Source organism: Inquilinus sp. OTU3971 (assembly GCF_038440215.1).
The window spans coordinates 24,353-48,154 of sequence record NZ_JASATH010000001.1 but is presented as its reverse complement, the minus strand read 5'-3'; the positions used below and the strand labels follow the sequence as shown (position 1 = coordinate 48,154).

Here is a 23,802-nt window from a genome sequence, read left to right as displayed (position 1 = left end):
CCACGCGGGACAATATTGCACGCGACCCCCGGACACAATCATAATGTTCCATATGGAACACTGTGCTCCGATACCACGACACCTCGACGACATGCATGGCGTCCGAGAGCCGCAGCGGCTCGTCTGTTCCGAATCCGCAATCCGGACCATCTCCGGCCGAGACGCCCGGCTGGATCAAATCCGGCCCCACCGTTCCGGTTACACCGCCCATGTTGCGGCAGCAGTCGGCCCTTGGGGCGATCCGCATTGTCGAGGCGGGCCGGCCGACCCGCGCCGCAGACAAGCCGAAAGCATCGCCGTGGCATCGCGCGTCGCCCCCGCCGCCTCGCCATTGCGGGCCTGGCCGCCCGGCACCCGGCCAGCCAGCCAGCCGGCCAAAGCGTACGCGCCGCCTCACCGACCGCCGCCCGATCTTCCGCCCGGCACGGCTTGGCAGCCCGGCGCCGCGCGTCCCGGCCGCAATGACGGCATGGCTACCGTTCCACGGTAAAGACACAGGCGGAACAGCCCGTGGCCCGCCAAAGGTTTTCTGCGCTACCATGTCCGGGTTGGGATCGGCGCTCACGCCGGCAAGAACGCGGCCGCCCGGGAGACAGAGGGAATGAGGAGGCATGGGTGCTGAGAGGGCACGAGTGAAGAAGGCACGGGCGGCGGGAGAACCGGAGGCCGTCGAGGCGACGGCGCGCCGGCGGCGCCGGGACGGCCCGAAGAAGGATCCGCGCCAGGAACTCCTGCGAGCCACCATCGACTATGTCGGCGAGCACGGCACCGCCGACCTTACGCTGCGCCAGCTCGCCGCCGCGATTGGCACGAGCCACCGCATGCTCGGCTACCACTTCGAGTCGAAGGAGAACCTGCTGGCCGCCGTCGTCCACGCAGTCGAATCGCGGATCAGCGAGACGCTGAAGGCCATGGATGAGCGGGCGGATCTGCCCCCTGCCGACGAGATCCGCCAGATCTGGGATCACATCACCTCTCCGCTGATGCTGACCTATGGGCGCCTCTATGTGGAGATGTTCGCCCAGGCCCTGCGCGGTCGCGCACCAGCCCTCTTCGAGGGACTCGACAGATACTGGAACGAGGCCCTCACCAAGGTCAGCCTCAGCACCGGCCGCTCGCTGCAGGAGGCGCAGATCGAAGGCCGCCTCGCCTTGGGCGTGTTGCGCGGCCTTTACCTCGACCTGCTGGCGAACAACGACCGCGAAGGTGTCCGCAAGGCGTGGGACAGCTTCCTGGCGCGCTACGAGCAGCCGGCGGCCAAGCGACGCCCCGAGAAGGCGAGGACGAAGCCGGCGCCGAAGGCGCCCGCCTCCCGCGGCAGATCGAGCGCGCGTCCTTAGCCGCAGCCGCCCGTCGATGCTGGGTGATCCGCGAGGATGCTCTGGCCGGGCGTGTCGTCCCGCCTTCTCCCGAAGGCTGTGAAGTGTTCGGCAGCGCAGTCCCAGCCGCCAGATCCATGGGTATAGCGAGTGCGACGCGACGGTTTCCGAGCCCGACGCGAGATCAGTGACGCCGGAGATGTCGCCGGGCGATCATCAAGGAAAACCGTCCGCAGAATCGGATTGCGCTTGCGGGAGACGACGGGCGCGAAATGGAACCCGTCCTCGACGACGTTGCCGGTCTCGCGATCAAGAGTGATATTTCGTCTGCGATCAGAACCAGCGCGGTCATGATGAGCGGCAACGGCTGTTCGACGACGTAGACGCCGAGACGTCTGGCGCCGATTGCGATGATGCGCCCATTGCCAGCGCCGCTCACGCCCTGTTCCAGAATTGCGAGCGATCGTCCGAACCTTGGTCCAGAGTGCGCTCGTCGCGATGTTCGGCTATTCGGCGGGGCGACGAGACCGCCGCTCCGCTTGTCAGCGACAGGCCGCACGATCAGATCGGGATCTGGATCCCGGCGCGATGGTCTCGATCTGGATGCGCCGCCCGTCCTCGATGGTGCATGGAACGGCTACCCCCTCAAGAAAGGTGCAGCCGAGATCCACTTCTCAGACACCCTGCCTTGCCGAACCAAAGGAAGCCATGATTGCGCAGGCGATCGTCGAGATTGGAGACGAGCACGTTGAAGGCGACCAGCCGATAGAGCGCATGGGCGTCCGCTTTTCCCTGCACGCCATGTTGCGCAAGGGCGTCGACAATTTCCGGATAGCTGCCGCGCTCGCCCCCCTGGCGCCCATCATCGCCATTGCCGACAGGAAGGGGATGCGGATCGCACCGGCGCGGTCGAAGCGTCGCGACAGCATGACTGCTTTGTCGGCCACTTCGATCAGTTCGTGTTGCGGGTAGCGAAGCTGGCCCCGGCGGCCAGCCACAGCGCGATTTCCTCCCAGGTCTCCATGCTGTAGTCGTCGGTCTCCTTCGGAAACTTGGCGATGGAGAGCTGGCCATGCTGGTCGATGACCGACACTTTGGGCCGCGCACCGCCGAGGGAGGATCCGGGCGCGAGGATGAGCTGGAGGTCTTCGTCTGTTTCCTCGTCCCGGAGACTTCGCTCGGTGATCTGCAGCAGCCCGCCGAGTTCGATCAGGGCGGGCACGCCGGCACGGACAGGCGCCAGGAAAGTCTCTTCGCCGACCCGGCGGAATCGGAGTGCGCCAAGCCGGCTCTCGTCGACGACACCGAGCAGATCATCGCTTTCCGCGAGGATGCGAACGGCACGGCTTTCGCGCTCGGCAAGGCGGCGTTCGGCACGCTGCATGAGGCGACGGCCCCAGGCATCGGATGCGGAGTCGCCGATGGGTTGAGTGACGGGTCACGGCGGCGGTGCACGTCCGCCGGCGCTGGTCGCGAGCGCCGGATCCGGTGTATCAGGCCGTTCCGCGCCCGCGGCGGCCGCTCGGAGCAGCAGGCTGCGGCACAGAGGCGGGCCCGGTTGCGGGACGACGCGTTCCGAGCCCGGCCGCCTTCGCCAGCGCACTGCGCCGGGTGGAATAGTTCGGCGCGACCATCGGGTAGTCGGAGGGCAGGCCCCAGCGCTCGCGGTACTCGTCGGGCGTCATGTTGTAGGCAGTCCTCAGATGCCGCTTGAGCATCCTCAACTTCCTGCCATCCTCGAGGCAGATGATCCAGTCCGAGGTGACAGACTTTCTGACCGGCACAGCCGGCTGGCTCCGCTCCTGCGCCGACTCCAATGGGCTCCTGAGCCCTGCGAGGACGTTGTAGACTTGGTCGATCAGCGCGGGCAGGTCACGCACCGCAACGGTGTTGTGCGCCACACGCGCGGCGACAATCTGCACGGTCAGCTCCCGCGCCTCGTCTGCCACGGACCGTTTCAGGCCGCTGGCCGCGTCCCCCGTCATATCAGTTCTCCCCGGACTTCGACGATCGACTGTTTTCGCAGCCGTTCGGCAAGTCCAGGGCTTTCGGGAGATCCTACGGCGCTTCGATCAGGAAGGGGTTCACGCGTCCGGAAGCCGGACGATTGTCCGGTCGAAACTGCGCAGTCCGGCAGCCTGCCGAGGCGCTGGAAATCGGCCGACACGGAGCGCGAGGCCAGCCACGGGACCGCCTCATCATCGCGCCGGGACTGGCCCACGGCCGCCGCGACACCCGTCGCTTCGCCATCGGCAGGTCGTGTCTGATCGGCCTGGCGCACGGTCGGGTCGCCTTCCGATGGAACGATGACCGCCACGTGGCGAGTCCGCGGTGATGCCCCTCGGCACCGACGCGTTTATCCGCTGCTTCCCACCGCTGTCCTGCCGGACGGGTTCCATCGCATCCGCCACTTCGGCGTCTTCGCCCATGGTCACCGCGCCGCCAGGCTCACTCTCTTATGCCGGGAGCGCTTCTTTTAGTGCGATCAAAATTGGACTGGCCCAGCATCCCTGGAGATGGACCGCATCCGGCTTGCCCAGAAGAAGACACGGGTCCGAAGCTGCGATCGGCGGCGTCAGAGGGCCGCCCGGCTCAAGGGCTTCAACCTGGCATCGAAGCATTCGTAAGACGATTTCCCGGCCAGTGAAAGCCATGAGACCGCCCTCGTATTGTTCAGTGGACAAACATCTACTATACGAGTTGATGGCAGCCGGAACCGTGGGCACCAGACTCTTCGGACTCTTCGATAGAGCGGCTGTCGTCCCGACGAGCGGTGGGAGGTTTCGTGATGAGCGCGATCAAATCGGTCGATGCGTTTGTGGCCGCACTGGTCGGTAATGAAGCCAATGCTTCGATACCACCCGAGAGGCGGATCTTTGCCCCCTTCATCGGCAGTTGGGATTTGATCGTGCGCTGGTACGACACCGCAGGCAACGTCAGCCGCGAACAGCACGGCGAATGGCATTTTGCCTGGGTGCTGGAAGGGCGCGGCATTCAGGACGTGTGGATCGTACCGCCACTCTCGCAGCGGCATGCCGGCAGCGACTACGAATACGGGACCAGCATTCGCTTCTACGACGACGGGATTGGCGCGTGGCAATCCACCTGGATCGGCCCGATGCATCGGGTGGTACGCACTTTCATCGCTCGGCAGCTCGAGGATCGGGTCGTTCTGGAAACGACGGAAGGCACGTTGCCGCGAATGCGCTGGTCTTTCTCGGATATCGAGAAGGACGCGTTCAGATGGACCAACGAGTTGCTCGATGCTGGCGTTTGGCGCGTGCAACAGACTTTCGAAGCGATCCGCTCCGAGCCTTAGAGGGCTTCTGGGAACTCTCGGATAGGCGATCGTGCGGAGCATGACGCAGCCCATGGCGAGGAAGACCATCGCTTCGGAGACGTCGATGCGCTCCTCGCGGTCGGACGAGGTCTCGTCCTCGGTCGCGGCGCCGCTGAACTCACCGGCCTTGTACCGGTCGATCCGGAAGTGATCCGTCCTCTGCCAGCTTCGGCAGGGGCACCACCCTCTCGCGGTCTCGGGCCGACAGACCCGCGAAAGGATGTGATCCATCAGGGCGGGCCACAGCCCGACCGCAACAGTGTCGTGCGCCACGTGCGCCGCGACAATCTGCACGGTCAGTTCCGCGTCTCGTCTGCCGTGGACCGGCGCAGGCCGCTGGCCTCATCCTCCGCCACATCCGTCCTCCCCGGACTTCGACGATCGACTGTCATCGCAGCGGTCCGGCAAGTCCAAGGCTCTCGGGAAATCCTACGGCGATTCGGTCACGATGGCGTTTCTGCCTCGGAAAGCCGCTTCGACCGTCAGGTCGATGCCGCGCTGTCCGGCAGCCTGCCGAGGCGCTGGAGATCGGCCAGCACGAAGCGCAAAGGCGGCCAAGGGAACTCCTCGTCATCGCAGCGGGACTGGCCCATTGAGAGTACCATCGCGAGCTTGGCGGCGACGCCGGCCAGGCTGCCGGCCGGCACCTGCCATACGGCTTCGGTAAGGGCCTCCCACCGATCCCAGGCGAGGTCGACACGCTCCTCCACCGGGCCGAGTCCGATTGCCGCCGCGGCGATTTCCCAGCGCCGCCGATGCGCCGCGAACTCACGATGCAGCCTTTGGCGAAGTTCTTCCGTTCCGGGCAGATCCTCGAGCAGCTCGTCGATCTCGGCTGGCTCGCAGGCCGAGACCGGCTCGGCTTGGCCCGGCACCGGGACCTGCACGCGCGGCATGCCGACGGTGCGAAGCAGGACGCCCTCCTTCTTCTGCCAGTCGTCCTGCCAGGCATCCAGCTCGGCATGGAGTGCCCGCCACTCCTGAAAGAGGTCGAGGACGGGATCGGAGCTTGCGCCGCGGCGCCGGACGTCGGCCGCGCCGATCGGCAGGATTGTGGCGCCCCCGAGCAGGGCGCGGCGGCTGAGCGTGGACGGAGTCGTGCTATCGTGGTCGTCAGCCATGGTCCGGCTCCTTGCAGCTGGATTGTGGTCAGGCCGCACGAGGTGGTCGCAACACTTCGTGTGGCCGCCTACAAGGTGACAAGATTCGTAGCAAGGATACGATAATGCGGATGGCTGGTCGGCTCAATCAAAATCGTACCACTGGTACGAAATGAAAGCGATTCAGTCCAAGATGGCTCGCGTTGCGCTCGGCTGGGGCACGCGCGATTTGGCTCGGATCGCCAATGTCTCCCCGGACACGGTCGCACGGCTGGAGCGAGGCGAGCGCCTACGGGAATCGACGGTGGCTGCAATCCGCGAAGCCTTCGAGACTGCCGGCATCGAGTTCATCCCGGAGAACGGGGGCGGCCCGGGTGTACGGCTGTCAAGGCCGAGTTCCGGCGGCTAGGAACGTTTCCGCCGCCGGGAGTCCGCCCTCCCGCTAGGCCCCCTCGGTGGTTTGATCCGCGCGCCGAGCCGCAACTCCGTGCCCTCCGGAGAGATCTGACCTCGGGCGAAGCGATGTCTCGGGACGCGAATCGGAATGCGTCGCCCAAGGCGTACTTCGACCGGCAGAAACATGTCTCGGATCGACCGGACCTTCGAGCGGCTCGCCATCGGGGCGGCGAAGCGGCTGATGGTCGGAGCGCCCCAAGCGGTACAGCTATCGCTCCGTGCCCCGCGGCCGCGGGGCCCATCGAGCCGCCTCTCCCGCCCCACGCACCGGGGCCACGTGAACCAGTGCGCGATCCGCCACCGCAGGGCACACGCCTTGCTTTCGGGGGACCGAGACAGCCCCCTTGCATGTCGCACATCAAGGGCTCAATATTGATAATAATGAAAACAAATGAAATCGGATATGAGCAAGATCGATATCAGGCGCCTCGACTTCAACTTGCTCGTGATCTTCTTGGAGTTGATGCGCCACCGAAAGGCGACGCTGGTCGCGGACCGGCTCGGCCTGACGCAGTCGACCATCTCGCATGCGCTTGGCCGCCTGCGAGACGTGATCGAGGACGAGCTGTTCCTGCGGCGCCCGAACGGTCTCGAGCCAACGGCCCGCGCGCTCGAGCTCGAGCCATCGGTCCGCCGATTGGTCGAGATGGCTGAAGGCCTCATCAATCCCGATCGCGCCTTCCAGCCTGCCACGGCGAGCGGCCTGATCCGCATCGGAGCCGCCGACTGCGACTGCGCAGTGCTCGCCCCACCCCTGATCCGCCATCTGCGCAACATCGCGCCGGGGCTGGTCGTCAGCCTGCGCCCTGTGCTTCGCCAGCACGCGATCGATGGCCTCAGCTCCGGCGAACTCGAGCTGGCGATGGGTGTCTTCCACAACGTTTCGCCGGGAATAGATTTTGAGCCGCTCTTTCAAGAGACCTTCGCGGTCATCGCGCGGCCGGATCACCCGGCCCTCGTGCGCGGCACGATCTCTCTCGACACCTATGCCGCTGCCGAGCATGTCCTGGTGTCGTTCGAAGGCGACAGCCGTGGGGTCGTGGATCGTACCCTCGAGGAACTCGGGATGAGCCGGAACGTGGTCGCGACCGTGCCGTTCTTCTTTCCTGCCCTGTCCGTTGTGAGGTCCAGCTCGCTCATAGCCACGGTCCCTCGTCGGCTGGCCGAGATCTATGCGCCGATGTTCGGGCTCGCCTGTATCGAGCCCCCGCTGGCGGTCCGACCGTTCCAGGTCTCGCTGGCCTGGCATGCCCGCTGGCAGAATTCGTCGATCCGCGAATGGATCATCGGAGAGATTCGCCAGTCGCTCGAACAGGATCACCTCCGGGCTGAGTCTTTCACGGAAGCTCTCCTGGCGTCATGAGGAGCTGCCTTGCGACTTGGCCTGCCCCCGTCGCCTATCTTCCGGCTCGGGCCCTTTCGCGCGACACAGGCCACGGAGGTCGCGGGATCCCGATCAAGCTGGGAAGGCGCCTCAGACTCTCCGTCCTCGCGGCGAGCATCACCTCCGCCACGCTGATCGGAAGCCCCTCCGGCGCCGCTGAACCCCACCCCGACGCCGCTGGGAGGGACAGCCTGACCGGTCGATATCTGGCCCTGGAGGAACTTCTCCGGGACCCGGGCGCCCGGCAATGGCTCAAGGCCAGGCTCGAGCCGACGGAGGCGGCCCCTCTTCCGGCTCGCGATGGCGCGCAGCCGGACGGAGCTCAAAGCGACATCACGAGAAGGATCGATTGGACGCGCAATTTCCTCTGGCGTTTGGTGGCGGCCCTTCCCGACCTGCCCAGGGAGATCGAGCGGGCCTGGGGCAGATTGGCGATGGGGTCCCAGCCCCGCGGCCCCATCTGGATCGTGACATCCTTTCTGCTCTTCGTGGCGCTTGGACTTGGCTGGGAATACGCATTTCGGAGATCGACGACGGCCTTTCGGCGCCGGACAGTGAAGCCGCCCTTCGCGACGGTTCCGGATCGCATTCGCGCCGTAGGCCTGAACGCCCTCCATGGTGTCGCGGCACTCCTCATCTATGCGACCGGCAGCCTCGGCGCCTTCCTGATCTTTGATTGGCCGCCCTTGCTTCAGGACGTCACACTCTATTATCTGCTGGTCGCCCTTGTTGTGAGAGCAAATCTCGTTTCTTGCCAGATTTTGCTGGCCCCGAGATCCGAAGCTCTCAGATTGATCCCCATGGCGAATCGAGCGGCTTGCTATTGGCTCGTCTGGTCGACGGCAATCCTCGGGTGGTTCTTTTTCGCCCGCTCGACCCTGACCATTTTGAGGTCTCTCTCGCTGTCCGGCGAGAGCTGGTACCTGGTCGGGCTGGCCTGCGGCCTGGTGCTGTTGGGACTGGCCCTTTCCGCACTGTGGCGCGCCCCGAGCCTCGATGGCCTCGACCGGATCCGCCGCCGTCACACCGTGGTCTGCTGGCTGGTGTCCTTCTACCTTGTCGGTGTCTGGCTGGCCTTGTTCTTCGGATCACCCGCCCCCTTCTACATCGGCCTCATTCTGCTGCTCCTGCCGATCACGATCCGGGGCATGCGCTCGGCGGTCGGGCATCTGCTGCGGCCACCAGGTTCGGAGGCGGCCCCCGCGGAATCCACATCGCTGACGGCGGTCGCCCTGGAGCGCGGGCTCCGAGCTCTCCTGTTGATCGGGGCGGCCCTCCTCGTGGCCTCGATCCTGAAGCTCGACCTTGCGACCCTGACGAGACCGGACGGCGCAGGCATGCATGTCCTGCCAGGTGTCTTCAAGGCCGTCATTATCCTGCTCACGGCGGACTTCGCCTGGCACCTGCTGCGGGCCTGGCTGGACCAGCGCATCGTCGCCGCCGATGTGGGGCTCGGTTCCGGCGACGACGCCCGGCGCCACGCCCGGCTGCGCACCCTGCTGCCGATCCTGAAGAACGTGCTGTTCGTGGTGCTGGCGGTGATGGCCGGGCTGATCGCGCTCGCCGCGCTGGGGGTGGAGATCGGGCCGCTGGTCGCCGGCGCCGGGGTGGTCGGCCTCGCCGTCGGCTTCGGCGCCCAGACCCTGGTGAAGGACGTCATCTCCGGCATGTTCTTCCTGTTCGACGACGCCTTCCGCATCGGCGAGTACATCGAGAGCGGCAGCATCCGCGGCACGGTGGAGGGGTTCTCGCTGCGCTCGCTCAAGCTGCGCCACCACCGCGGCGCGCTGCACACCATCCCGTTCGGCGCGCTGGACAAGATCACCAACTATTCGCGTGACTGGGTGATCGACAAGATGACGATCAGCGTCACCTACGACACCGACCTCGACAAGATCAAACCGATCGTCAAGCAGGTCGGCAAGGAGCTGGCGGCCGATCCGGAATTCGCGCCGCACATCCTGGAGACGCTGAAGATGCAGGGGGTGGAGCAGTTCGGCGACTATGCCATCCAGATCCGGCTGAAGATGATGACCAAGCCGGGCGAGCAGTTCGTGATCCGGCGCCGGGCCATGGCGATGATCAAGAAGGCCTTCGAAGCCAACGGCATCGCCTTCGCCTTCCCGACCGTCACCGTGGCCGGCGGCGCATCAGCCTCAACGGCGACGCAGGCGCAAAGCGAGGCTGCCGCCACGCAGCAGCCAAGCGCGGCAGTGTCCCCTTCCGCCCGGCCCGTCGCCACGCCAGCAGCGTAAAGTCCGGCTTCAGGCCTCAAACCAGGTAATCGTAATATCCGTTATTGGTATATTCAATAGTGAACTCAATAAGCCGCCAAGCTCTTTGACACTGGAGTTGTCGTCTCGCTATCTTGACTATATGATAGCGAGAGCATTTGGCGGCCAGAGCTCCCTGACGGCCGACCTGCCACTAGCGACGAACGCGATCATGTCGACTCAACATACCTCGCCTGTGCTCTCGAAGAGGGATCCGGACGAAATCCAGGAGCAGGCCCAGCATAGCCACTGGCTCGCGGCCGTAGCCGAGGCCACGGCGGTCGATACCGAGATCCAGTCGACAGCCAGGCTGGCGGCTGCCGAGATCGACGCGGCATACAGATCACCGGGCGGAGCCCCGGCGGCAGCCCGAAGACTCCGAGAGCTCACCGAAGCGAACCCGCGAAGCGCGCCGGCGATCCTCACCGCGGCGATGCCCACGCTTGATCGTGCTCTCTCCGACCTCCGCGTCGCGATGCCAGAGGGCGGCGTCTCTCTGGAGGCTCCTCCCATTCCCAATGTCACCGATCCTCGATCACCGGATCCGCGCCGCGGGGCAGTGGTCGACATCGACATTCCGCTTGCAGCGGAAGACGTCAACGCGAACGGCGCTTATCTCAGCCAGTATCTGGAAACCCCGGCATCGGAGCGGACCTCCTTGTGGATGAATGCCATGGGCGACCTCGCGGCCAGTTGCGATACCGCCATCCTGCAACACGGCGGTCGCGATGCGGTAGACGGCTTGGCGAAGCGCCTCGTCGGAGATGAACCTGGAAAGGTGGTTTCGGCGTCCATGCAGGATGCCGCCGAATTGTCGATCAGGGGCGGAAACGGTCTGTCTCTATGGGTCGCGACGGCCAATCGGTTGCAGGAGGATGGTCGTCCGGTGGAACTGGAACTCATGAACGGTACGCTTCAGAGAGGCTTCGCCGGGTTGACTGACAGCTTTGCAAGAATCTCCAGAACCTTCGCTGAAGCGTCCGACAAACGCGATCCGATCGCCAACCTGTTCGACAGGATCGGCCGAGCTGCCCTCCTTGATCCCACCAAATACAATATGGGTGTCTACATCGACGTGCTTAACTCACGCGAGAGCCTGCTGCCAATCTATGACACGGTGCCCCGCTACGGCCAGATTGTCGGGATTTATTCTCCGGATCTGGCACATGCGACCACAACGCCCGGCTCCTTCGATAAGGCCGTCGGCAGCCTCGCCGCACTCACCATCAGTCCGGACTACCGCGCTCTCGCACAACTCGACCGTGTGTCGATTGCCGGGCTGGACGACGAGGCGGCGGCAGAATTGTTCGATCGGCAGTGACGGATTCGGCCGTACGGCAACCACCATCATGACCAGACCGGCAGTTCATGGTGAAGAGCTGCTGTCCGCCCCCGAGGCCGCTGGTGCCGTCGGCAACAGCTCGGTCGCGCTGCTGCCACCACGCCCCTCAATCCCAGCACCCGTGCTGCCGCCGCCCAGCTGCAGGTAGCGTTCGGCCGCGCGGACCGATGGGTTGGCGAAGGCCGGCCCCATCTGGCGCCCTTGGAACAGGTCGCTCTTGCGCTCGACCTGCTGCGCCAGGTTGAGGTCGCTGGCGCAGCCGAGCGGCAGGTCCTCTGGCAGCGAACCGTCGGGGTTCATGCAGCGCTTCGGCCACAGCACCGGCTGCCCGGCCGCCGCCACCTGCACCGTGTCGGAGGCGGACGGATCATTGACCAGGGAGATGCTGTAGGGCCCGGCGCTGCGCACCACCGCCGCGACCGCCTCCTGCCGCGCCGCCGCCTTCGGACCGCCGGCGGCGACGGTGACTGACGAGCCGGGAGTCAGGCCGGCGCCGCGGACGAACTCGACCAGCCGGGCACGCTCGGTCGTGCTCAGGCTCGACGCCTGTGGCGCGAACAGCACCAGATGGGCCACCGGCGTCGACAGCGTGGTGTAACCGTCCTCGGGCCAGTCCGGGATCTCGTGTTCGCAGGCGGCCAGGACACCGGCCAGGGCGATGGCCGCGAGATGCTGGATCGGGAATCTCATGGCACGTCCTATTCGAGCACGAAGCCGGCGCTGCCGCCGGTCATGGAGGGGGACTGGCGCACCCGCCGCACGGTCGGAGCGGTGCGCTGCGCCGGCAATGCCGCCGCCTTCGGCGTGTCCGCCGGCTTCATCAGGAACGGGGTGATCAGGATCACCAGCTCGGTCTCGTTGCGCTTGTACCGGCTCGACTGGAACAGCTTGCCGAGGATTGGGATGTCACCGAGCACCGGGATCTTGTCGGCCACGTTCGACATGTTGCGCTGGAACATGCCGGCGAGTGCGAAGGTCTGACCCGAGGCCAGCTCGACCGTGGTCTCGGCCCGCCGCACGATTAAGGACGGCACCGAGATACCGTCATTCACTACCCGGGCGTCGTCGCTGAGCTCGCTGACCTCCGGCTTCACCCGCATGGCGATACGCTCGCCCGGCAGCACGGTCGGGACGAAGGACAGCGACACGCCGAACTGCTTGTACTCGATCGTCACCGTCTCGTTGCCCTGCGGCACCGGGATCGGGAACTCGCCGCCGGCCAGGAAGTTCGCGGCCTCGCCGCTGACCGCGGTCAGGGTCGGCTCGGCCAGGATGTTGACCAGCCCTTCCCGCTGCAGCGCGTCGATCACGGCGTCGACATTGTAGCCGCCGCTGTGGTACCCGGCATTGGCCGTACCGGGCAGGCCGACCCCGGGAAAACCGCCGCTGACCAGGCCGATGTTGAACTTGCCGATCTCGAACATCGCCTGCCAGTTGACGCCGAGATTCTCCACCGCGTTGCGCTGGACCTCGGCGAAGCGGACGCGGATGCCGACCTGCTGCGAGCCCCGCAGGGTGTTCAGGTTCATCGCCCCGCCGGCGTTGCTGCCGAGCTGCTGGGCCAGGGCGTCGAGCTTCATGGCGCTGCTGAGATCGGCCACCGTGCCGGTGGTGACCGGCCGGTCCTGGATGTAGCCCATCTGGCCGCCGCTGGCCGGTGCCACCTGCATCATCTCGCGCTGCGCCGCCGCCGCGTCCTGGCCGACCCGGACATTGGCGGCCGCCACCACCTGGTCGGCACTGCCGAGCGCGAACAGGTTGGTGGTGCCGGACGACACGCCGTAGATATAGGCCGAGCGAGCGGACACCATCTCGACGTCGAGCACGTTCGGATTGGCCACCAGCACGGTCTGCACCGGCAGGGTGAAGGTCAGCAGGTTGCCCTGCCCGACCTTCATCTCGATCAGTGAGCGGCTGGACGTCAGCGCCGGCTGGGCCGGCTGTCGCGGCGGCGCCGGCGAAACTTGCATCGCCGGCCCCTGGGGCGCGGCCGGCTGGCTCGGCTGGAGCGACGGCGGCGGCTGCATTGACGGCGTCGCCTGCGGCGGCGGGCCGGCCGGCGCACCCGGCGGAGGCAGGGTGACGATCTTCGGCGCCGTGGCCGGCGCGCGCAGGGCGATCATGTCCTCGCTCAAGACCAGATCGGAGTCGATCGGAGCCGGCTCGGTCTGGGCCCGGACCGACACGGCCCCTCCGGCCGTGCCGACGATCAAGCAGCTCGTGGCGATGAGGATCCGCAGTGACAAGGATCTGGATCGTGTACCGGCCATGTGGTTTCTCACTCCGCAGCGGTCCGGTCGAGCCCGGCCCCGCCATCCTGGCGGACGCGGCGGCCGGTCAGCCGGACCACCGCCACCGGCCGTATCGTGTAGTCCGGCGCGATCTCGGGATAGGACAGCACCACGGTGTCGACCTGATTGCGGGCCAGCGTCTGGCGCAGGAAGCGGCGGGTGTCGAGCGCGGTCAGGATCACCGGCGGCCGGCCGCCGGCCACGACCCGGCCGAGATGGCCGCGAATGGCGTCGACCAACTCCTCGGCCTGGCCCTCGGGCAGGGCGAGATAGGTTCCAGCCGACGTCTGGTGAATGGACTGTCGCAGCAGCTCCTCCGCGCTGCGGTCCAGCACCAGGGCATCGATGATTTTCCGGTCGTCGGCGTGAGCGTGGGAGATCTGCCGCTTCAACCCGCCGCGGACGTATTCGGTCAGGAGGAGCGGATTCTGCTCCTTCTGCCCCCATTCGGCCAGCGTCTCCAGCACCAGACGATGGTTGCGCAGCGAGATGCCCTCCTCCAGCAGCCGGCGGAACACGTCGGCGATCTGGTTGACCGAGAGACTGCGCTGCGCCTCGCGCACCAGGTCGCCGCGCGTCGCCTCGATCTCCTTGAGGAAGGCCTGGGTTTCCTGGATGCCGAGGAAATGCGAGGCGTAGCGGCGCAGCGCCCGGGTCAGCGCCTCGGCCACGACCTCCTCAGCCGTCGCGTGGCCGATGCCGGCCTCGGCCAGCGCCGCCTCGTGCTCGGCGTCGATCCAATGCTGGATGGTGCCGCTGGAGTCTTCGGTCGTCTCCGAAAGCAGGTCCAGCAGCTCCAGATGCATCGGATCGTCGCGCAACAGGATCCGGCCCGGCCGGGCGGTCCCGGTCTCGCCCGGAACCCCGTCGATGTCGATGCGGAATGCGTCCGGCGGCAGCATCGGCTCTTCCGCCACGCGCGCCGGCGGAAACGGCACTCCGAGCGCCTGTTCCAATGCGCCAGAGACTTCGAGCGTGAGAAACTCCGCTCTGTCGAGACCGAGGCTTGCGCTGAGGTCGCTGCCGAGCAGGAGCGCCACGATCTCGTTGCTCTCGGTTTCACCTTCGGTCTCGCTGCCATCTGCAGGATCGCTCGCGGTAGCCCCGGCCTCGCGCTGCGCGCGGCGCCGGCGCAGCAGCACCACGCCGGCCATGGCCCCGGCGATGGCCAGAAAGATCAGGGTCGGGAAGCCCGGAATGAAGCCGAGCATCACGACCACGCCCGCCGCCATCAGGAGCGCGGTGTTGTTGGAGCCGATCTGGTGGGCGATGTCGGCGCCCAGGTTGCGGCTCTCGGCCGTGGTGACCCGGGTGACGATGGTGCCGGAGGTGATGGCGACGAACAGCGCCGGGATCTGCGACACCAGCCCGTCGCCGATGGTCAGCAACGAATAGACGTGCATCGCCTGGCCCAGCGACATGCCGTGCTGCAGCATGCCGACGGCGAGGCCGCCGATCAGGTTGACTGCGACGATGATCAGGCCGGCGATGGCGTCGCCCTTCACGAACTTCATGGCGCCGTCCATGGCGCCGTAGAGTTGGCTTTCCTTCTCCAGCGTCTGCCGCCGGCGCGTCGCCTCGGCCAGGTCGATATCGCCCGAGCGCAGCTCGCCGTCGATGCTCATCTGCTTGCCGGGCAGGGCGTCGAGGGTGAAGCGGGCCGCGACCTCGGCCACGCGCTCGGCGCCCTTCACCACCACCACGAACTGGACCACGGTGATGATCAGGAAGATCACCAGGCCGATCGCCAGGCTGCCGCCGATGACGAACTCGCCGAAGGTCTGGATGATCGCCCCGGCGTCGGCGTCCATCAGGATCAGGCGGGTGACGCCGATCGACAGCGCCAGGCGGAACACCGTGGTGATCAGGATCACCGACGGCAGCACCGACAGCTCGAGCGGGCTGCGCAGATAGACCGCCACCATCAGCAGCAGGACCGCGAAGGTGATGTTGCAGGCGATCAGCACGTCGACCAGCAGCGTCGGCAGCGGCAGGATCATCAGTAGGATGGTCGCGACCAGCAGGGCCACGATCATCAGGTCCTGGCGGCCGGTCATCGCCGCCACCCTCGCCCAGATCCGGTTCATCGCAGCGCTCCTTGTGCCAGGACGCCGTCCCTGGTTTTGGCGGGAATCTTGGCGGGCTCGGTCAAGGTCAATGTCATGGCCTGGCCGGCCCGGCTGCGCAGGGTGACGGCATCGGCCCGGATTGTGTCGACCGACCAGCCCCCGCCGAGATCAGCCCCCTCGAAGTATTTCGAGCCGGTGTGGGTGATCAGATAGGGACTGTCTCCCGTCCACACCGCCTGGATGATGATCTCAGGAGCGCTGGCGGCCATCCCCGTCGCGACCTCCGACGCCAGCAGGGCGGAGGAGGCGAAGGTGCGGTCGAACCAGGCCTGGACCTCTCGCCATCGCACCATATCCGACGGCGATAGCCGACCGGATGCGATGATGCGATCACCCTTCGAATGTAGCGTCACGCCGTAAAGGCCTGCCTGCTCGATGCGAGCCTGCAAGATCTCTTGTGGAGAGTCCTCAGGCGCCGCGACAGACGTAGACATCGCCCGCGATGCAACCGGCGTTTCGACACCCGACCGCGAAGCGATTGCGGCCGTCTGGGACATCGTGTCGATGCGTTCCGGGCGGCTCGGCGACAGTAGAATACCGAGAAGCCCCCCCAGCACCACCATCGCGAGAAGGATGACAGCGACCTGGCGCAGGTGGCCCCTATTGCCATCTATCTCTTTAGCCCGGCGCAACAGCACGCGAGAGGCGCCGAGGACCAGCTCGGCGGGCAAGGGCAAAGTCAGAGAATCGCCAGGCTTCACGGCTTCGATGTAGCCCGGTGTCGTCACGTCTCCAGCCAACGGCTCGATCCGAACGCTTCGTTGGCGAAGATCGATCAAAGTGTGAACCGAGGCCAACGCCCGATCAGCAAGAACGATATCGGAGTCGAGCCCACTGCCGACGCGGTGGGCAGCAAGTGCCAGTTTCTGAACAGTGCCCGCGTTTGGCCCTTCGATCACGAAGAGCGTGACCTCGGGCGAGGACGGCTGCCATCTGCCCGAGGTAACAGCTATTCCCACCTTCGACAGGGACGGAATGAGCTTGCACAGCATCGAGGCACCCGGTGAGTTGCCGGTTGGCCAGACGAAAAGGGACGCGATCGCCTCGCGCCGCGCCCCAAAGTGTCATGGCATCAAAGACAGTTCAGACCGATCCAGCGAAGATATCTAAGACCAAGATCAGCCGTTGCCTCGGGCAGCATCCTTTGCGATTTGAGCCCAGGACTTGGCGTCATCGAGCTTGCCCTGGTGCTCAACCTGTACCCTGGTTCTGTCCACCAGATTCTGTCCTTCCTTTTCATAGATTCCCTTCATGGCATCGGGCACGGAGGAAGTGGACGACATCGCTTTTCTCCTTTGTCGGGGGGTCGCTGTGAGCTGACGGAACGGCCGGCATCCGTGGTCCCGTGCCGGGGATTTGGGGGGTATCCGTCCGCGTCTGCACCGGCCAAGCCGTTGCGCTGACGACTCCGACAGCTCACGAACTCTATAGGTATGCAACTCACCTTATCTCGTCAAGAAAATTGTCAGAGCTTACTTCAGTACGAAGATATTAATCTTCTCGATATCGGATAACAGCATAAACGATGACATAAAATTTAATCAGCGCTCTACCATAACTTCCAATCAATACTTGAATATCGCTTTTCGACACGCGATATTGCAGCTGAGAGTCGTGAGAAGATCGAGACAGGAACGGCCAATACCGGTCACTGCCTGCTCCGAGATGAGAGACCGTCAGACCGGACGCCCGCTCGTTCCGATGGATCAGTTTGTGGAGACAAAACCATGGTCATTGCCGGACCAGCCACCTTTCTCGCATCGCCCGTCATTGAGCCCAATGCAGCGGTTCAACCAGCGGCGCTTCCGCAGGACCACGAGGCTGCGAATGTGTTCGAGTTCGCGCTGCCGCTGCAGCCTGCGCACAAATCGATCGCGGACTACGCGCCGAATATGAAGGCGCATCTCCTGGCCAACCCGACAACGATGGGCGAGGAAATCCTACGCTCCATCGAGAGCCTGCACCGCCGGACCCAGGCCTCGCGCCACTCGGATGGGCCGGAAGGACCCGAAGGCGGTCAGGTCGTGGCATCTCGGACCTCCTGGTCTCCCGATACCAGGCCCGAACCTCGCGCTCCGGCGGCCTCGTCCACCGGGAACAATGGTCCCATGGCCGAAATCTCCCGAATCTATGAGGCAGCGGAGCAGCACATGGTGAGGACCAGCACCCGGATCGTAGAGATGCAGCTCACGGTGACGACCGCCAATCAGCTCAGCAGCGTTCCGGAGAAAGTGATGCGCTAGCAGAGCGCAGCCACTGTCGCATCGCGCCCGACGAGGGCTACGGATAAGGTCGACCGGAATTGCTGAAGCCTTTCGCGTTCGCCGCGCTGCTGCTGCTCGCCGCCTGCAAGGTCGAACTCTACAGCGGCCTCGAGGAGCGCGAAGCCAACGAGATGGTGGCGATCCTGCTGCACCAGGGCATCCCGGCCGAGCGCGAGATCACCAAGGACCGCGGCTTGGTCGTCTCGGTCGAGGAGGACCGCTTCGCCGACGCCGTCGACGTGCTGCGCCGCAATGGCTATCCGCGCGAGCGCTACGCCAAGATCCCGGACCTGTTCAAGGGCGAGGGGCTGGTCTCGTCGCCGGTGGAGGAGCAGGCGCGGCTGATCTATGCGCTGAGCCAGGAGCTGTCGAGCACGATCTCGGAGATCGACGGGATCTATTCCGCCCGCGTCCATGTGGTGCTGCCGGACAATGAGGGGCTGAAGGCGGCCTCCACCCCCTCCTCCGCCTCGGTGGTCATCCGCCATCGCGCCGATGTCGACCTGTCGAAGCTGACGCCCGAGATCAAGATGCTGGTGGCGAATGGCATCAAGGGCCTGCTGTACGAGAACGTCTCGGTGGTGTTCCTGCCGACCGACCCGGAGGCGATGATGCCGCCGATCGCCGACCCGCTGACCAATGTCGCCGGCTTCTGGGTGCACCGCTCCAGCGCGCCCTGGCTGCAGGGGCTGCTGGCGCTGGTCGCCTTGGCCGTGGTCGCCACCGCCGGCACCGTCGGCTGGAGGATCTGGCGCCGCCGTGGTGCCGCCCCGCAAGCGGCTGAATGACCATGCCCTCGGAGATCACGGACCGGCTGGCCCTCCGGCGCTTCGACCGGGCGGTGGCGCTGCACGCCCATCCGGCACAGCTGGGCCGCGCCTTCCCGAGGCTGCCGGAGGCGGCGGCCCGGCTGCTGCTCGACACCAAGCGGCTTCGGCCGCGTCTGTCGGAGCTGCTGCGCCGGCGCCTGAACCTCGCGCCCTGCGACGCCGCGTCCTGGCGGGGCGACGTCGCCCGCATCGCCGGCCTGGCGCCGGCCGATCTCGACCGCGCCGTCAGCCATGCCGGCGCCGCGGCGCTGGCGGCGCGGCTGCGCACCATCGTCCTCGGCGCCGAGATCCGCCGCGTCACCGGCCTGATCGGCGCCGATTCCTACGCCTTCGGCCTCGGCCACAAGGGCCCGGCCCCGGTGCTGGCCGGGCTGGAGTCGCTGCCGGTCGAGGACGCGATCGACCGCGCCGGCCTGCTGTGCCTCGCGGCCTGGTGCGGCGAGGCCGGCCGGGCGGTCGGCGAGCGCCTGCGGCTGCGGCTGGCGCCGGAGCGCTGGCCCGAAGCCGGGCTGCCGCCGGCCGAGCGGTCCCGCGCCGCCGCTCTGTTCGCAGCCACGGCGCAGGCGGTGGCGCCCCATGGCTGAGACCCCGGCCTTCCGCCGCGGCGGCCCGGTCATGAAGGCCGAGGCGCTCGGCCAATGGCGGGATGCGCGGCGCTATCGGGCCGAGGCCGAGGCCCATGCCGGGCGACTGCGGGCCGAGGCCGACGCCGCCTTCGCCGCCGAGCGCCAGCGCGGCCATGCCGAAGGGCTGGCCGCCGCCCGCGAGGAGGCCGCGGCGCTGGTGGCCGCGACCGGGCTGCAGATCGACCGCTACCTCGCCGGGCTGGACCAGACCCTGGCCGATCTGGTGCAGGACACGATCGAGCGCATCCTCGGCCGCTTCGACCGGCGCGAGCTGTTGCTGCAGGCGGTCGACCACGCGCTGCGCCAGTCCCGGCTGGACCATGCGGCGACGCTGCGGGTGGCGCCGGACATGGTCGAGGCGCTGCGCGGCCGGCTGGCCGATCCAGCGCTGGCCGATATCGGCCGCCGGGTGACGGTCGAATCCGATCCCGGCCTGGCCGCCGACACCTGCGTGATGGTGACCAAATACGGCCATGTCGAGCTGGGCATCGACGCCCAGCTGCGCGCGCTGCGCGACGCGCTGCGGCGGACCCGCCCAGGCGAGACGGCCTCATGACCGCCGCCACGCCGCCCGCACGGATCCGCGCGGCGGATCCCCTGACCACTGATCCCGCCGCCTTTCTCTACTATCCACCGCGGCTGACCCGCGAGCAGGTCGGCGACGCCAGTGCTGTCGCCCGGCTCTGCGCGCCAGTCCCGATGCGGATCGGCGGGCTGGAGATCGAGGCGCCGCTCGCCGTCACCCCGACCCTCGCCCCGCCCGAGGCCGACGGCACCGCGATCACCCTGCGCCTCGGCCCGGGGCGCCTGGTGCTGCTGGTGCCGCCACTGCTGGTCGAGCAGGCGCTGGCGGAGGCGGCCGGGCTGCCGGCCGCCGAGCTGGAGCCAGAGCTGGCGGCGCTGCTGCTCGAGGCCGCGCTGTCGGACCTGCTGCCGGCGCTGGAGGCCGCGGCCGGAGTGCCGATCGCGATCGAGAGCGTCGGGCCGGCCCTGGCCTTCACGCCCGCCTTCCGCTGCACCGTCGCGATCCGCCACGCCTTCGCCGAGACGGCGCTGCATCTCGCCGCCGACGACGCCGCCCGCCCGGCCCTGCGCCGCCTGATCGGCGCCGCGCCGGCTCTGCCCGCCCCCTGCGCCGGCCTGCCGGTGCCGCTGGCCGTCCGCATCGGCGCGGTGCGCCTGGCCCTGGCCGAGCTGCGGGGGATCGAGCCGGGCGACGTCGTCTTTCCTGATGTCGCCTGCCGGGCCGGCGAGGCGCTGGTGGTCTATGGCGAGGGCTGGTCGCATACGGCGAAGCATGATCGCGGCGCGGTCACGGTCACGGGGCCGCGGCGGCCCGTGGCCCTGCAGGATGGAGGATGGTGGATGGCGGATCCCGACAGCGATGCCGCGGCGCCGCCGGCGGAGCGGCTGGGCGAGCTTCCGGTAACGCTGGTGTTCGAGCTGGGGCGCAGCGAGCTGCCGCTGGCCGCGGTGCAGGGCCTGGCCCCCGGCGCGGTCATCCCGCTCGGCCGCGATCCGGGCGAGGCGGTCGACATCGTCGCCAACGGCCGGCGCATCGGCCGCGGTGAGATCGTGCGGATCGAGGACGAGCTGGGCATACGCGTGGTGCGGCTGTTCGGCGATGAATGAGGCGCAGCCGGATGTCCTGCCGCTTCTCGGCATCGTCACGCTGGTCGGGCTGGTGCCGTTCCTGGTCGTCACCCTGACCGCCTTCCTGAAGATCTCGGTGGTGATGCTGCTGCTGCGCAACGCGCTCGGCATCCAGCAGACGCCGCCGAACATGGTGCTGTACGGCATCGCCCTGATGCTGACGGTCTACATCACCGGGCCGGTGATCGCCGAGGTCTATGCCCGGGTCAGCGACCCGGCGCTCAGGCTGCGCAGCATCCAGGACTGGCAGGCAGTGATCCAGTCGGCGATCGAGCCGGTGCGCGCCTATCTGATGCGCTTCACCGATCCGGCGGAGCGTGAGTTCCTGCTGTCGGCCACCGCCCGGGTCTGGCCGCAGGAGGCCAGCGCCGCGGCGACGCCGAACGACATGGTCATCCTGATCCCGTCCTTCGTCATCTCCGAGCTGACCCGGGCCTTCGAGATCGGCTTCCTGCTGTACCTGCCGTTCATCGTCATCGACCTGATCGTCTCCGCGATCCTGATGGCGATGGGCATGATGATGGTGTCGCCGCTGGCCATCTCGGTGCCGTTCAAGTTGTTCCTGTTCGTCATGGTCGACGGCTGGTCGCGCCTGCTGCACGGCCTGATCCTGAGCTACAGCAGCTGAGGCGGCGATGAACCAGGCGACGATCTCGCATCTGCTGCAGGAGGCGCTGACCCTCACCCTCCTGCTGTCATTGCCGGCGTTGGCCATCGCCGCCGCGGTCGGCCTGCTGGTCGGCCTGCTGCAGGCGGTGACGCAGATCCAGGACCAGACCCTGCCGATGGCGGTCAAGGTGATCGCCGTGGTGCTGGCCCTGGTGCTGCTCGGCCCGATGCTGGCCAGCCCGCTGGTCCGCTACACCGACCGGATCTTCACCGACTTCCCCGCGATCACCCGCGGCGCGGTGCCGGCAGAGGACGAGCAACCGTGACGTCAGAATCACTCCGGGCGCTGCTCGACCTGCTCGATCCCTATTTCACCGCGATCGCGGTGTCGATCGCCCGTCTGGTCGCCTTGGCGTCAGTGCTGCCGGTTTTCGCGCGGCTCGGCCTCACCGGCATCCTGCGCAACGCGGTGGTCATCGCCATCGCCCTGCCGATGGTGTCGCAGGTGACGTCGGAGCTGGCGGTGCTGACGCCGCTGCAGCCCGGCCAGATCCTGGTGCTGGTGGCCAAGGAGGCGGTAATCGGCGTCCTGCTCGGCCTGCTGTTCGGCCTGCCCTTCTGGGCGGTGGAGGCCGCGGGCGAGCTGATCGACATGCAGCGCGGCGTCAACGGCGCCTATCTGCTCGACCCCAACGCCTCGGGCGAGGCCTCGCCGGTCGGCACGCTGTTCGTGCTGGTGCTGCTGGCCCTGTTCTTCGCCGGCAACGGCCTCGGCGTGATGGCCGAGGCGCTCTACACCAGCTACGCCCTGTGGCCGGTGACCGAGCTGCTGCCGCCCTTCACCGGCGAGACGCCGACGCTACTGCTCGGCCTGCTCGACCAAGTGGTCCGGCTCGGCCTCTTGCTCGCAGCGCCGCTGGTGGTCGTGATGCTGCTGGCCGACATCGCGCTGGCGGTGATCGGCCGGATGGCACCGCAGCTCAACGTCTTCGACCTGTCGCTGTCGGTGAAGTCCGCCGCCGTGCTGCTGGCCTTGCCGCTCTACGCCATCTTCCTGGTGCCGTATTTCAACGACAGCCTGGCCTCGATGCGCGGCGTGCTCGACCTCGCCCGGACGGTGCTGCCGTGAGCCAGACCAGCGAAGACAAGAGCCTCCCCGCCAGCGCCAAGAAGCTGCTGGACGCAAGGCGCCGCGGCCAGGTGGCGCACAGCCGCGACCTGGTCACGGTGGTCGCACTGGTCGCCGGCTTCCTGTATCTCGGGGTCGAAGGGCCGGCGATCATGGAGGCGTTCCGCGCCATCCTGACCGAGCCGATCGTCCTGACGGCCAAGCCGTTCGACCAGAGCTACACGATCATCCCGACCCTGCTGGCGCTGGCGGCCAAGATCGTCGCCCCGTTGGTGCTGGTGATCGTCGTCGCCAGCATCGTCGCCAATGTCGGCTTCCTGCGCGGCATCCCGTTCTCCTTCGACCCAATCGTGCCGCGCGGTGACAAGATCAACCCGGTCACCGGCTTCCAGCGGCTGTTCAGCCTGCGCAACTTGATCGAGTTCGCCAAGTCGGTCCTCAAGGTCTGCATCCTGTTGGCGGTGATCGGCTTCCTGAGCCTCACCGCCATGCGCGCACTCTTGGTCGTTCCGCACTGCGGGCGTGAGTGCCTAGGCCCGATCCTGCTGGCAACGCTCAGGCCAGTGCTGGTCGGCATCGTCGCGGTGCTGCTGGCCTTCGCCCTGTTCGACATGGCGCTGCAGCGCTGGCTGTTCCAGCGCGACCAGCGGATGACCCGCAGCGAGATGAAGCGCGAGCGCAAGGAGCAGGAGGGCGATCCGCAGATCCGGCGCGCCCGCCGACGGCAGCGGCGAGCCTTCCTGCGTGGCGAGGGGGGAGGCAGGGCCACAGTCTTCCTGACCGACGGTACGATCGCGGTCGGCATCCGTTTTGTCTCCGGCGAGACGCCGGTGCCGATCCTGGTCAGCAAACGCAGGCGTGCCGGGCTGACCGGCGGCATTCCCGTCGAATCACTGCCTGAAGTTGCCCGCGCCCTTCACGCGAAAAGCCGCGTGGGAGAACGAGTTCCGCGGGAACATTTCAGGGCTCTGGCACGAATCCTCTTCGCCAAGGGAGCATACTGATTCGATCGCCCGTCCGATATTTCCTTAGACCTGGACTGGCACTCGAATCCTGA

25 protein-coding genes are annotated in these 23,802 nt (G+C 67.1%); 15 read left to right on the top strand and 10 right to left on the bottom strand.

The features are described from left to right. Window positions 1–632 precede the first annotated feature (632 nt). Window positions 633–1,340 carry a TetR/AcrR family transcriptional regulator gene (locus tag AAHM41_RS00215; protein WP_342234477.1) on the top strand — a complete coding sequence of 236 codons (708 nt, stop codon included), beginning with the start codon at window positions 633–635 and terminating at the stop codon, window positions 1,338–1,340. 624 nt (window positions 1,341–1,964) lie between these two features. Here AAHM41_RS00215 and AAHM41_RS40545 read toward each other — a convergent pair. From AAHM41_RS40545 to AAHM41_RS00195, 4 genes are all read right to left on the bottom strand, one after another. Continuing rightward, window positions 1,965–2,117 carry a hypothetical protein gene (locus AAHM41_RS40545; RefSeq protein WP_446719418.1) on the bottom strand — a complete coding sequence of 51 codons (153 nt, stop codon included), beginning with the start codon at window positions 2,115–2,117 and terminating at the stop codon, window positions 1,965–1,967. A 154-nt stretch (window positions 2,118–2,271) separates the two neighbouring features. Further along, window positions 2,272–2,703 (bottom strand): hypothetical protein, encoded by a 432-nt coding sequence (locus tag AAHM41_RS00205; protein ID WP_342234475.1) that lies wholly within the window; start codon window positions 2,701–2,703, stop codon window positions 2,272–2,274. Between the two features lie 109 nt (window positions 2,704–2,812). After that, complete coding sequence (locus tag AAHM41_RS00200; RefSeq protein WP_342234474.1) at window positions 2,813–3,304, bottom strand: MucR family transcriptional regulator; 492 nt, start codon at window positions 3,302–3,304, stop codon at window positions 2,813–2,815. Further along, window positions 3,301–3,636 carry a hypothetical protein gene (locus tag AAHM41_RS00195; protein ID WP_342234473.1) on the bottom strand — a complete coding sequence of 112 codons (336 nt, stop codon included), beginning with the start codon at window positions 3,634–3,636 and terminating at the stop codon, window positions 3,301–3,303. The genes AAHM41_RS00200 and AAHM41_RS00195 overlap by 4 nt, the downstream gene beginning before the upstream one ends. Window positions 3,637–4,107: 471 nt before the next feature. On the opposite strand from AAHM41_RS00195, the gene AAHM41_RS00185 reads away from it, so the two are divergent. Beyond that, window positions 4,108–4,638 carry a hypothetical protein gene (locus AAHM41_RS00185; protein WP_342234472.1) on the top strand — a complete coding sequence of 177 codons (531 nt, stop codon included), beginning with the start codon at window positions 4,108–4,110 and terminating at the stop codon, window positions 4,636–4,638. A gap of 503 nt (window positions 4,639–5,141) precedes the next feature. On the opposite strand, the gene AAHM41_RS00180 is transcribed toward AAHM41_RS00185, so the two are convergent. Continuing rightward, on the bottom strand, window positions 5,142–5,780 hold the full coding sequence (locus tag AAHM41_RS00180) for a hypothetical protein (protein ID WP_342234471.1): 639 nt from the start codon (window positions 5,778–5,780) through the stop codon (window positions 5,142–5,144). Between the two features lie 151 nt (window positions 5,781–5,931). Here AAHM41_RS00180 and AAHM41_RS00175 point away from each other — a divergent pair, with 151 nt between their 5' ends. The 4 genes from AAHM41_RS00175 to AAHM41_RS00160 all read left to right on the top strand — a co-directional run bounded on the left by AAHM41_RS00175 (window position 5,932) and on the right by AAHM41_RS00160 (window position 11,193). Further along, complete coding sequence (locus AAHM41_RS00175; protein WP_446719417.1) at window positions 5,932–6,168, top strand: helix-turn-helix domain-containing protein; 237 nt, start codon at window positions 5,932–5,934, stop codon at window positions 6,166–6,168. Between the two features lie 450 nt (window positions 6,169–6,618). Then, complete coding sequence (locus AAHM41_RS00170) at window positions 6,619–7,578, top strand: LysR family transcriptional regulator (protein WP_342234470.1); 960 nt, start codon at window positions 6,619–6,621, stop codon at window positions 7,576–7,578. A gap of 398 nt (window positions 7,579–7,976) precedes the next feature. Continuing rightward, window positions 7,977–9,854 carry a mechanosensitive ion channel family protein gene (locus tag AAHM41_RS00165; protein WP_342234469.1) on the top strand — a complete coding sequence of 626 codons (1,878 nt, stop codon included), beginning with the start codon at window positions 7,977–7,979 and terminating at the stop codon, window positions 9,852–9,854. 190 nt (window positions 9,855–10,044) lie between these two features. Then, window positions 10,045–11,193, top strand: coding sequence for a hypothetical protein (locus tag AAHM41_RS00160; RefSeq protein WP_342234468.1), 1,149 nt, complete (start codon window positions 10,045–10,047; stop codon window positions 11,191–11,193). Between the two features lie 45 nt (window positions 11,194–11,238). Here the strand turns inward: AAHM41_RS00160 and AAHM41_RS00155 are convergent, their stop codons facing one another. The 5 genes from AAHM41_RS00155 to AAHM41_RS00135 form a co-directional block, all read right to left on the bottom strand. Beyond that, window positions 11,239–11,904, bottom strand: coding sequence for a CpaD family pilus assembly lipoprotein (locus tag AAHM41_RS00155; RefSeq protein ID WP_342234467.1), 666 nt, complete (start codon window positions 11,902–11,904; stop codon window positions 11,239–11,241). An 8-nt stretch (window positions 11,905–11,912) separates the two neighbouring features. Continuing rightward, window positions 11,913–13,400, bottom strand: coding sequence for a type II and III secretion system protein family protein (locus AAHM41_RS00150; RefSeq protein ID WP_342234466.1), 1,488 nt, complete (start codon window positions 13,398–13,400; stop codon window positions 11,913–11,915). Between the two features lie 92 nt (window positions 13,401–13,492). Beyond that, window positions 13,493–15,592: a type III secretion system export apparatus subunit SctV gene (sctV, locus tag AAHM41_RS00145; RefSeq protein ID WP_342234465.1), complete on the bottom strand. Its 2,100-nt coding sequence runs from the start codon at window positions 15,590–15,592 to the stop codon at window positions 13,493–13,495. Then, complete coding sequence (locus AAHM41_RS00140) at window positions 15,589–16,626, bottom strand: SctD/MshK family protein (protein ID WP_342234464.1); 1,038 nt, start codon at window positions 16,624–16,626, stop codon at window positions 15,589–15,591. Before AAHM41_RS00140 ends, sctV begins: the two co-directional genes overlap by 4 nt. Before the next feature lie 126 nt (window positions 16,627–16,752). Further along, on the bottom strand, window positions 16,753–16,917 hold the full coding sequence (locus AAHM41_RS00135) for a hypothetical protein (protein ID WP_342234463.1): 165 nt from the start codon (window positions 16,915–16,917) through the stop codon (window positions 16,753–16,755). Window positions 16,918–17,361: 444 nt separating this feature from the next. Here AAHM41_RS00135 and AAHM41_RS00130 point away from each other — a divergent pair, with 444 nt between their 5' ends. From AAHM41_RS00130 to AAHM41_RS00090, 9 genes are read left to right on the top strand one after another with little or no spacing between them, the layout of a single operon-like run. Next, the gene (locus AAHM41_RS00130; RefSeq protein ID WP_342234462.1) at window positions 17,362–17,877 is read left to right on the top strand and encodes a hypothetical protein; all 516 of its coding nucleotides are present in this window, start codon (window positions 17,362–17,364) and stop codon (window positions 17,875–17,877) included. 59 nt (window positions 17,878–17,936) lie between these two features. Then, window positions 17,937–18,686 carry a type III secretion system inner membrane ring lipoprotein SctJ gene (gene sctJ, locus AAHM41_RS00125; RefSeq protein ID WP_342234461.1) on the top strand — a complete coding sequence of 250 codons (750 nt, stop codon included), beginning with the start codon at window positions 17,937–17,939 and terminating at the stop codon, window positions 18,684–18,686. Beyond that, the gene (locus AAHM41_RS00120) at window positions 18,683–19,312 is read left to right on the top strand and encodes a SctK family type III secretion system sorting platform protein (protein ID WP_342234460.1); all 630 of its coding nucleotides are present in this window, start codon (window positions 18,683–18,685) and stop codon (window positions 19,310–19,312) included. The genes sctJ and AAHM41_RS00120 overlap by 4 nt, the downstream gene beginning before the upstream one ends. Then, on the top strand, window positions 19,305–19,910 hold the full coding sequence (gene sctL, locus AAHM41_RS00115; protein ID WP_342234459.1) for a type III secretion system stator protein SctL: 606 nt from the start codon (window positions 19,305–19,307) through the stop codon (window positions 19,908–19,910). The genes AAHM41_RS00120 and sctL overlap by 8 nt, the downstream gene beginning before the upstream one ends. Beyond that, the gene (gene sctQ, locus AAHM41_RS00110; protein ID WP_342234458.1) at window positions 19,907–20,986 is read left to right on the top strand and encodes a type III secretion system cytoplasmic ring protein SctQ; all 1,080 of its coding nucleotides are present in this window, start codon (window positions 19,907–19,909) and stop codon (window positions 20,984–20,986) included. Before sctL ends, sctQ begins: the two co-directional genes overlap by 4 nt. Beyond that, on the top strand, window positions 20,979–21,635 hold the full coding sequence (sctR, locus tag AAHM41_RS00105) for a type III secretion system export apparatus subunit SctR (protein ID WP_342234457.1): 657 nt from the start codon (window positions 20,979–20,981) through the stop codon (window positions 21,633–21,635). The genes sctQ and sctR overlap by 8 nt, the downstream gene beginning before the upstream one ends. Window positions 21,636–21,642: 7 nt before the next feature. Then, window positions 21,643–21,942, top strand: coding sequence for a type III secretion system export apparatus subunit SctS (gene sctS, locus AAHM41_RS00100; protein ID WP_342234456.1), 300 nt, complete (start codon window positions 21,643–21,645; stop codon window positions 21,940–21,942). Further along, window positions 21,939–22,745: a type III secretion system export apparatus subunit SctT gene (gene sctT / locus AAHM41_RS00095; protein ID WP_342234455.1), complete on the top strand. Its 807-nt coding sequence runs from the start codon at window positions 21,939–21,941 to the stop codon at window positions 22,743–22,745. Before sctS ends, sctT begins: the two co-directional genes overlap by 4 nt. After that, window positions 22,742–23,749, top strand: a complete 1,008-nt coding sequence (locus AAHM41_RS00090; protein ID WP_342234454.1) for an EscU/YscU/HrcU family type III secretion system export apparatus switch protein — start codon at window positions 22,742–22,744, stop codon at window positions 23,747–23,749. Before sctT ends, AAHM41_RS00090 begins: the two co-directional genes overlap by 4 nt. The last annotated feature ends 53 nt before the right edge of the window (window positions 23,750–23,802 follow it).

What these genes read in the sequence shown, in the direction of transcription:
- AAHM41_RS00170 (WP_342234470.1), top strand. Translation starts at nt 6,619, where the DNA reads ATGAGCAAGATCGATATCAGGCGCCTCGACTTCAACTTGCTCGTGATC.
- AAHM41_RS00155 (WP_342234467.1), bottom strand. Translation starts at nt 11,904, where the DNA reads ATGAGATTCCCGATCCAGCATCTCGCGGCCATCGCCCTGGCCGGTGTC.
- AAHM41_RS00205 (WP_342234475.1), bottom strand. Translation starts at nt 2,703, where the DNA reads ATGCAGCGTGCCGAACGCCGCCTTGCCGAGCGCGAAAGCCGTGCCGTT.
- AAHM41_RS00185 (WP_342234472.1), top strand. Translation starts at nt 4,108, where the DNA reads ATGAGCGCGATCAAATCGGTCGATGCGTTTGTGGCCGCACTGGTCGGT.
- AAHM41_RS00175 (WP_446719417.1), top strand. Translation starts at nt 5,932, where the DNA reads ATGAAAGCGATTCAGTCCAAGATGGCTCGCGTTGCGCTCGGCTGGGGC.
- AAHM41_RS00160 (WP_342234468.1), top strand. Translation starts at nt 10,045, where the DNA reads ATGTCGACTCAACATACCTCGCCTGTGCTCTCGAAGAGGGATCCGGAC.
- sctL (WP_342234459.1), top strand. Translation starts at nt 19,305, where the DNA reads ATGGCTGAGACCCCGGCCTTCCGCCGCGGCGGCCCGGTCATGAAGGCC.
- AAHM41_RS00140 (WP_342234464.1), bottom strand. Translation starts at nt 16,626, where the DNA reads ATGCTGTGCAAGCTCATTCCGTCCCTGTCGAAGGTGGGAATAGCTGTT.
- sctV (WP_342234465.1), bottom strand. Translation starts at nt 15,592, where the DNA reads ATGAACCGGATCTGGGCGAGGGTGGCGGCGATGACCGGCCGCCAGGAC.
- sctR (WP_342234457.1), top strand. Translation starts at nt 20,979, where the DNA reads ATGAATGAGGCGCAGCCGGATGTCCTGCCGCTTCTCGGCATCGTCACG.
- AAHM41_RS00180 (WP_342234471.1), bottom strand. Translation starts at nt 5,780, where the DNA reads ATGGCTGACGACCACGATAGCACGACTCCGTCCACGCTCAGCCGCCGC.
- sctS (WP_342234456.1), top strand. Translation starts at nt 21,643, where the DNA reads ATGAACCAGGCGACGATCTCGCATCTGCTGCAGGAGGCGCTGACCCTC.
- AAHM41_RS00135 (WP_342234463.1), bottom strand. Translation starts at nt 16,917, where the DNA reads ATGTCGTCCACTTCCTCCGTGCCCGATGCCATGAAGGGAATCTATGAA.
- sctQ (WP_342234458.1), top strand. Translation starts at nt 19,907, where the DNA reads ATGACCGCCGCCACGCCGCCCGCACGGATCCGCGCGGCGGATCCCCTG.
- AAHM41_RS00130 (WP_342234462.1), top strand. Translation starts at nt 17,362, where the DNA reads ATGGTCATTGCCGGACCAGCCACCTTTCTCGCATCGCCCGTCATTGAG.
- AAHM41_RS00120 (WP_342234460.1), top strand. Translation starts at nt 18,683, where the DNA reads ATGACCATGCCCTCGGAGATCACGGACCGGCTGGCCCTCCGGCGCTTC.
- AAHM41_RS00200 (WP_342234474.1), bottom strand. Translation starts at nt 3,304, where the DNA reads ATGACGGGGGACGCGGCCAGCGGCCTGAAACGGTCCGTGGCAGACGAG.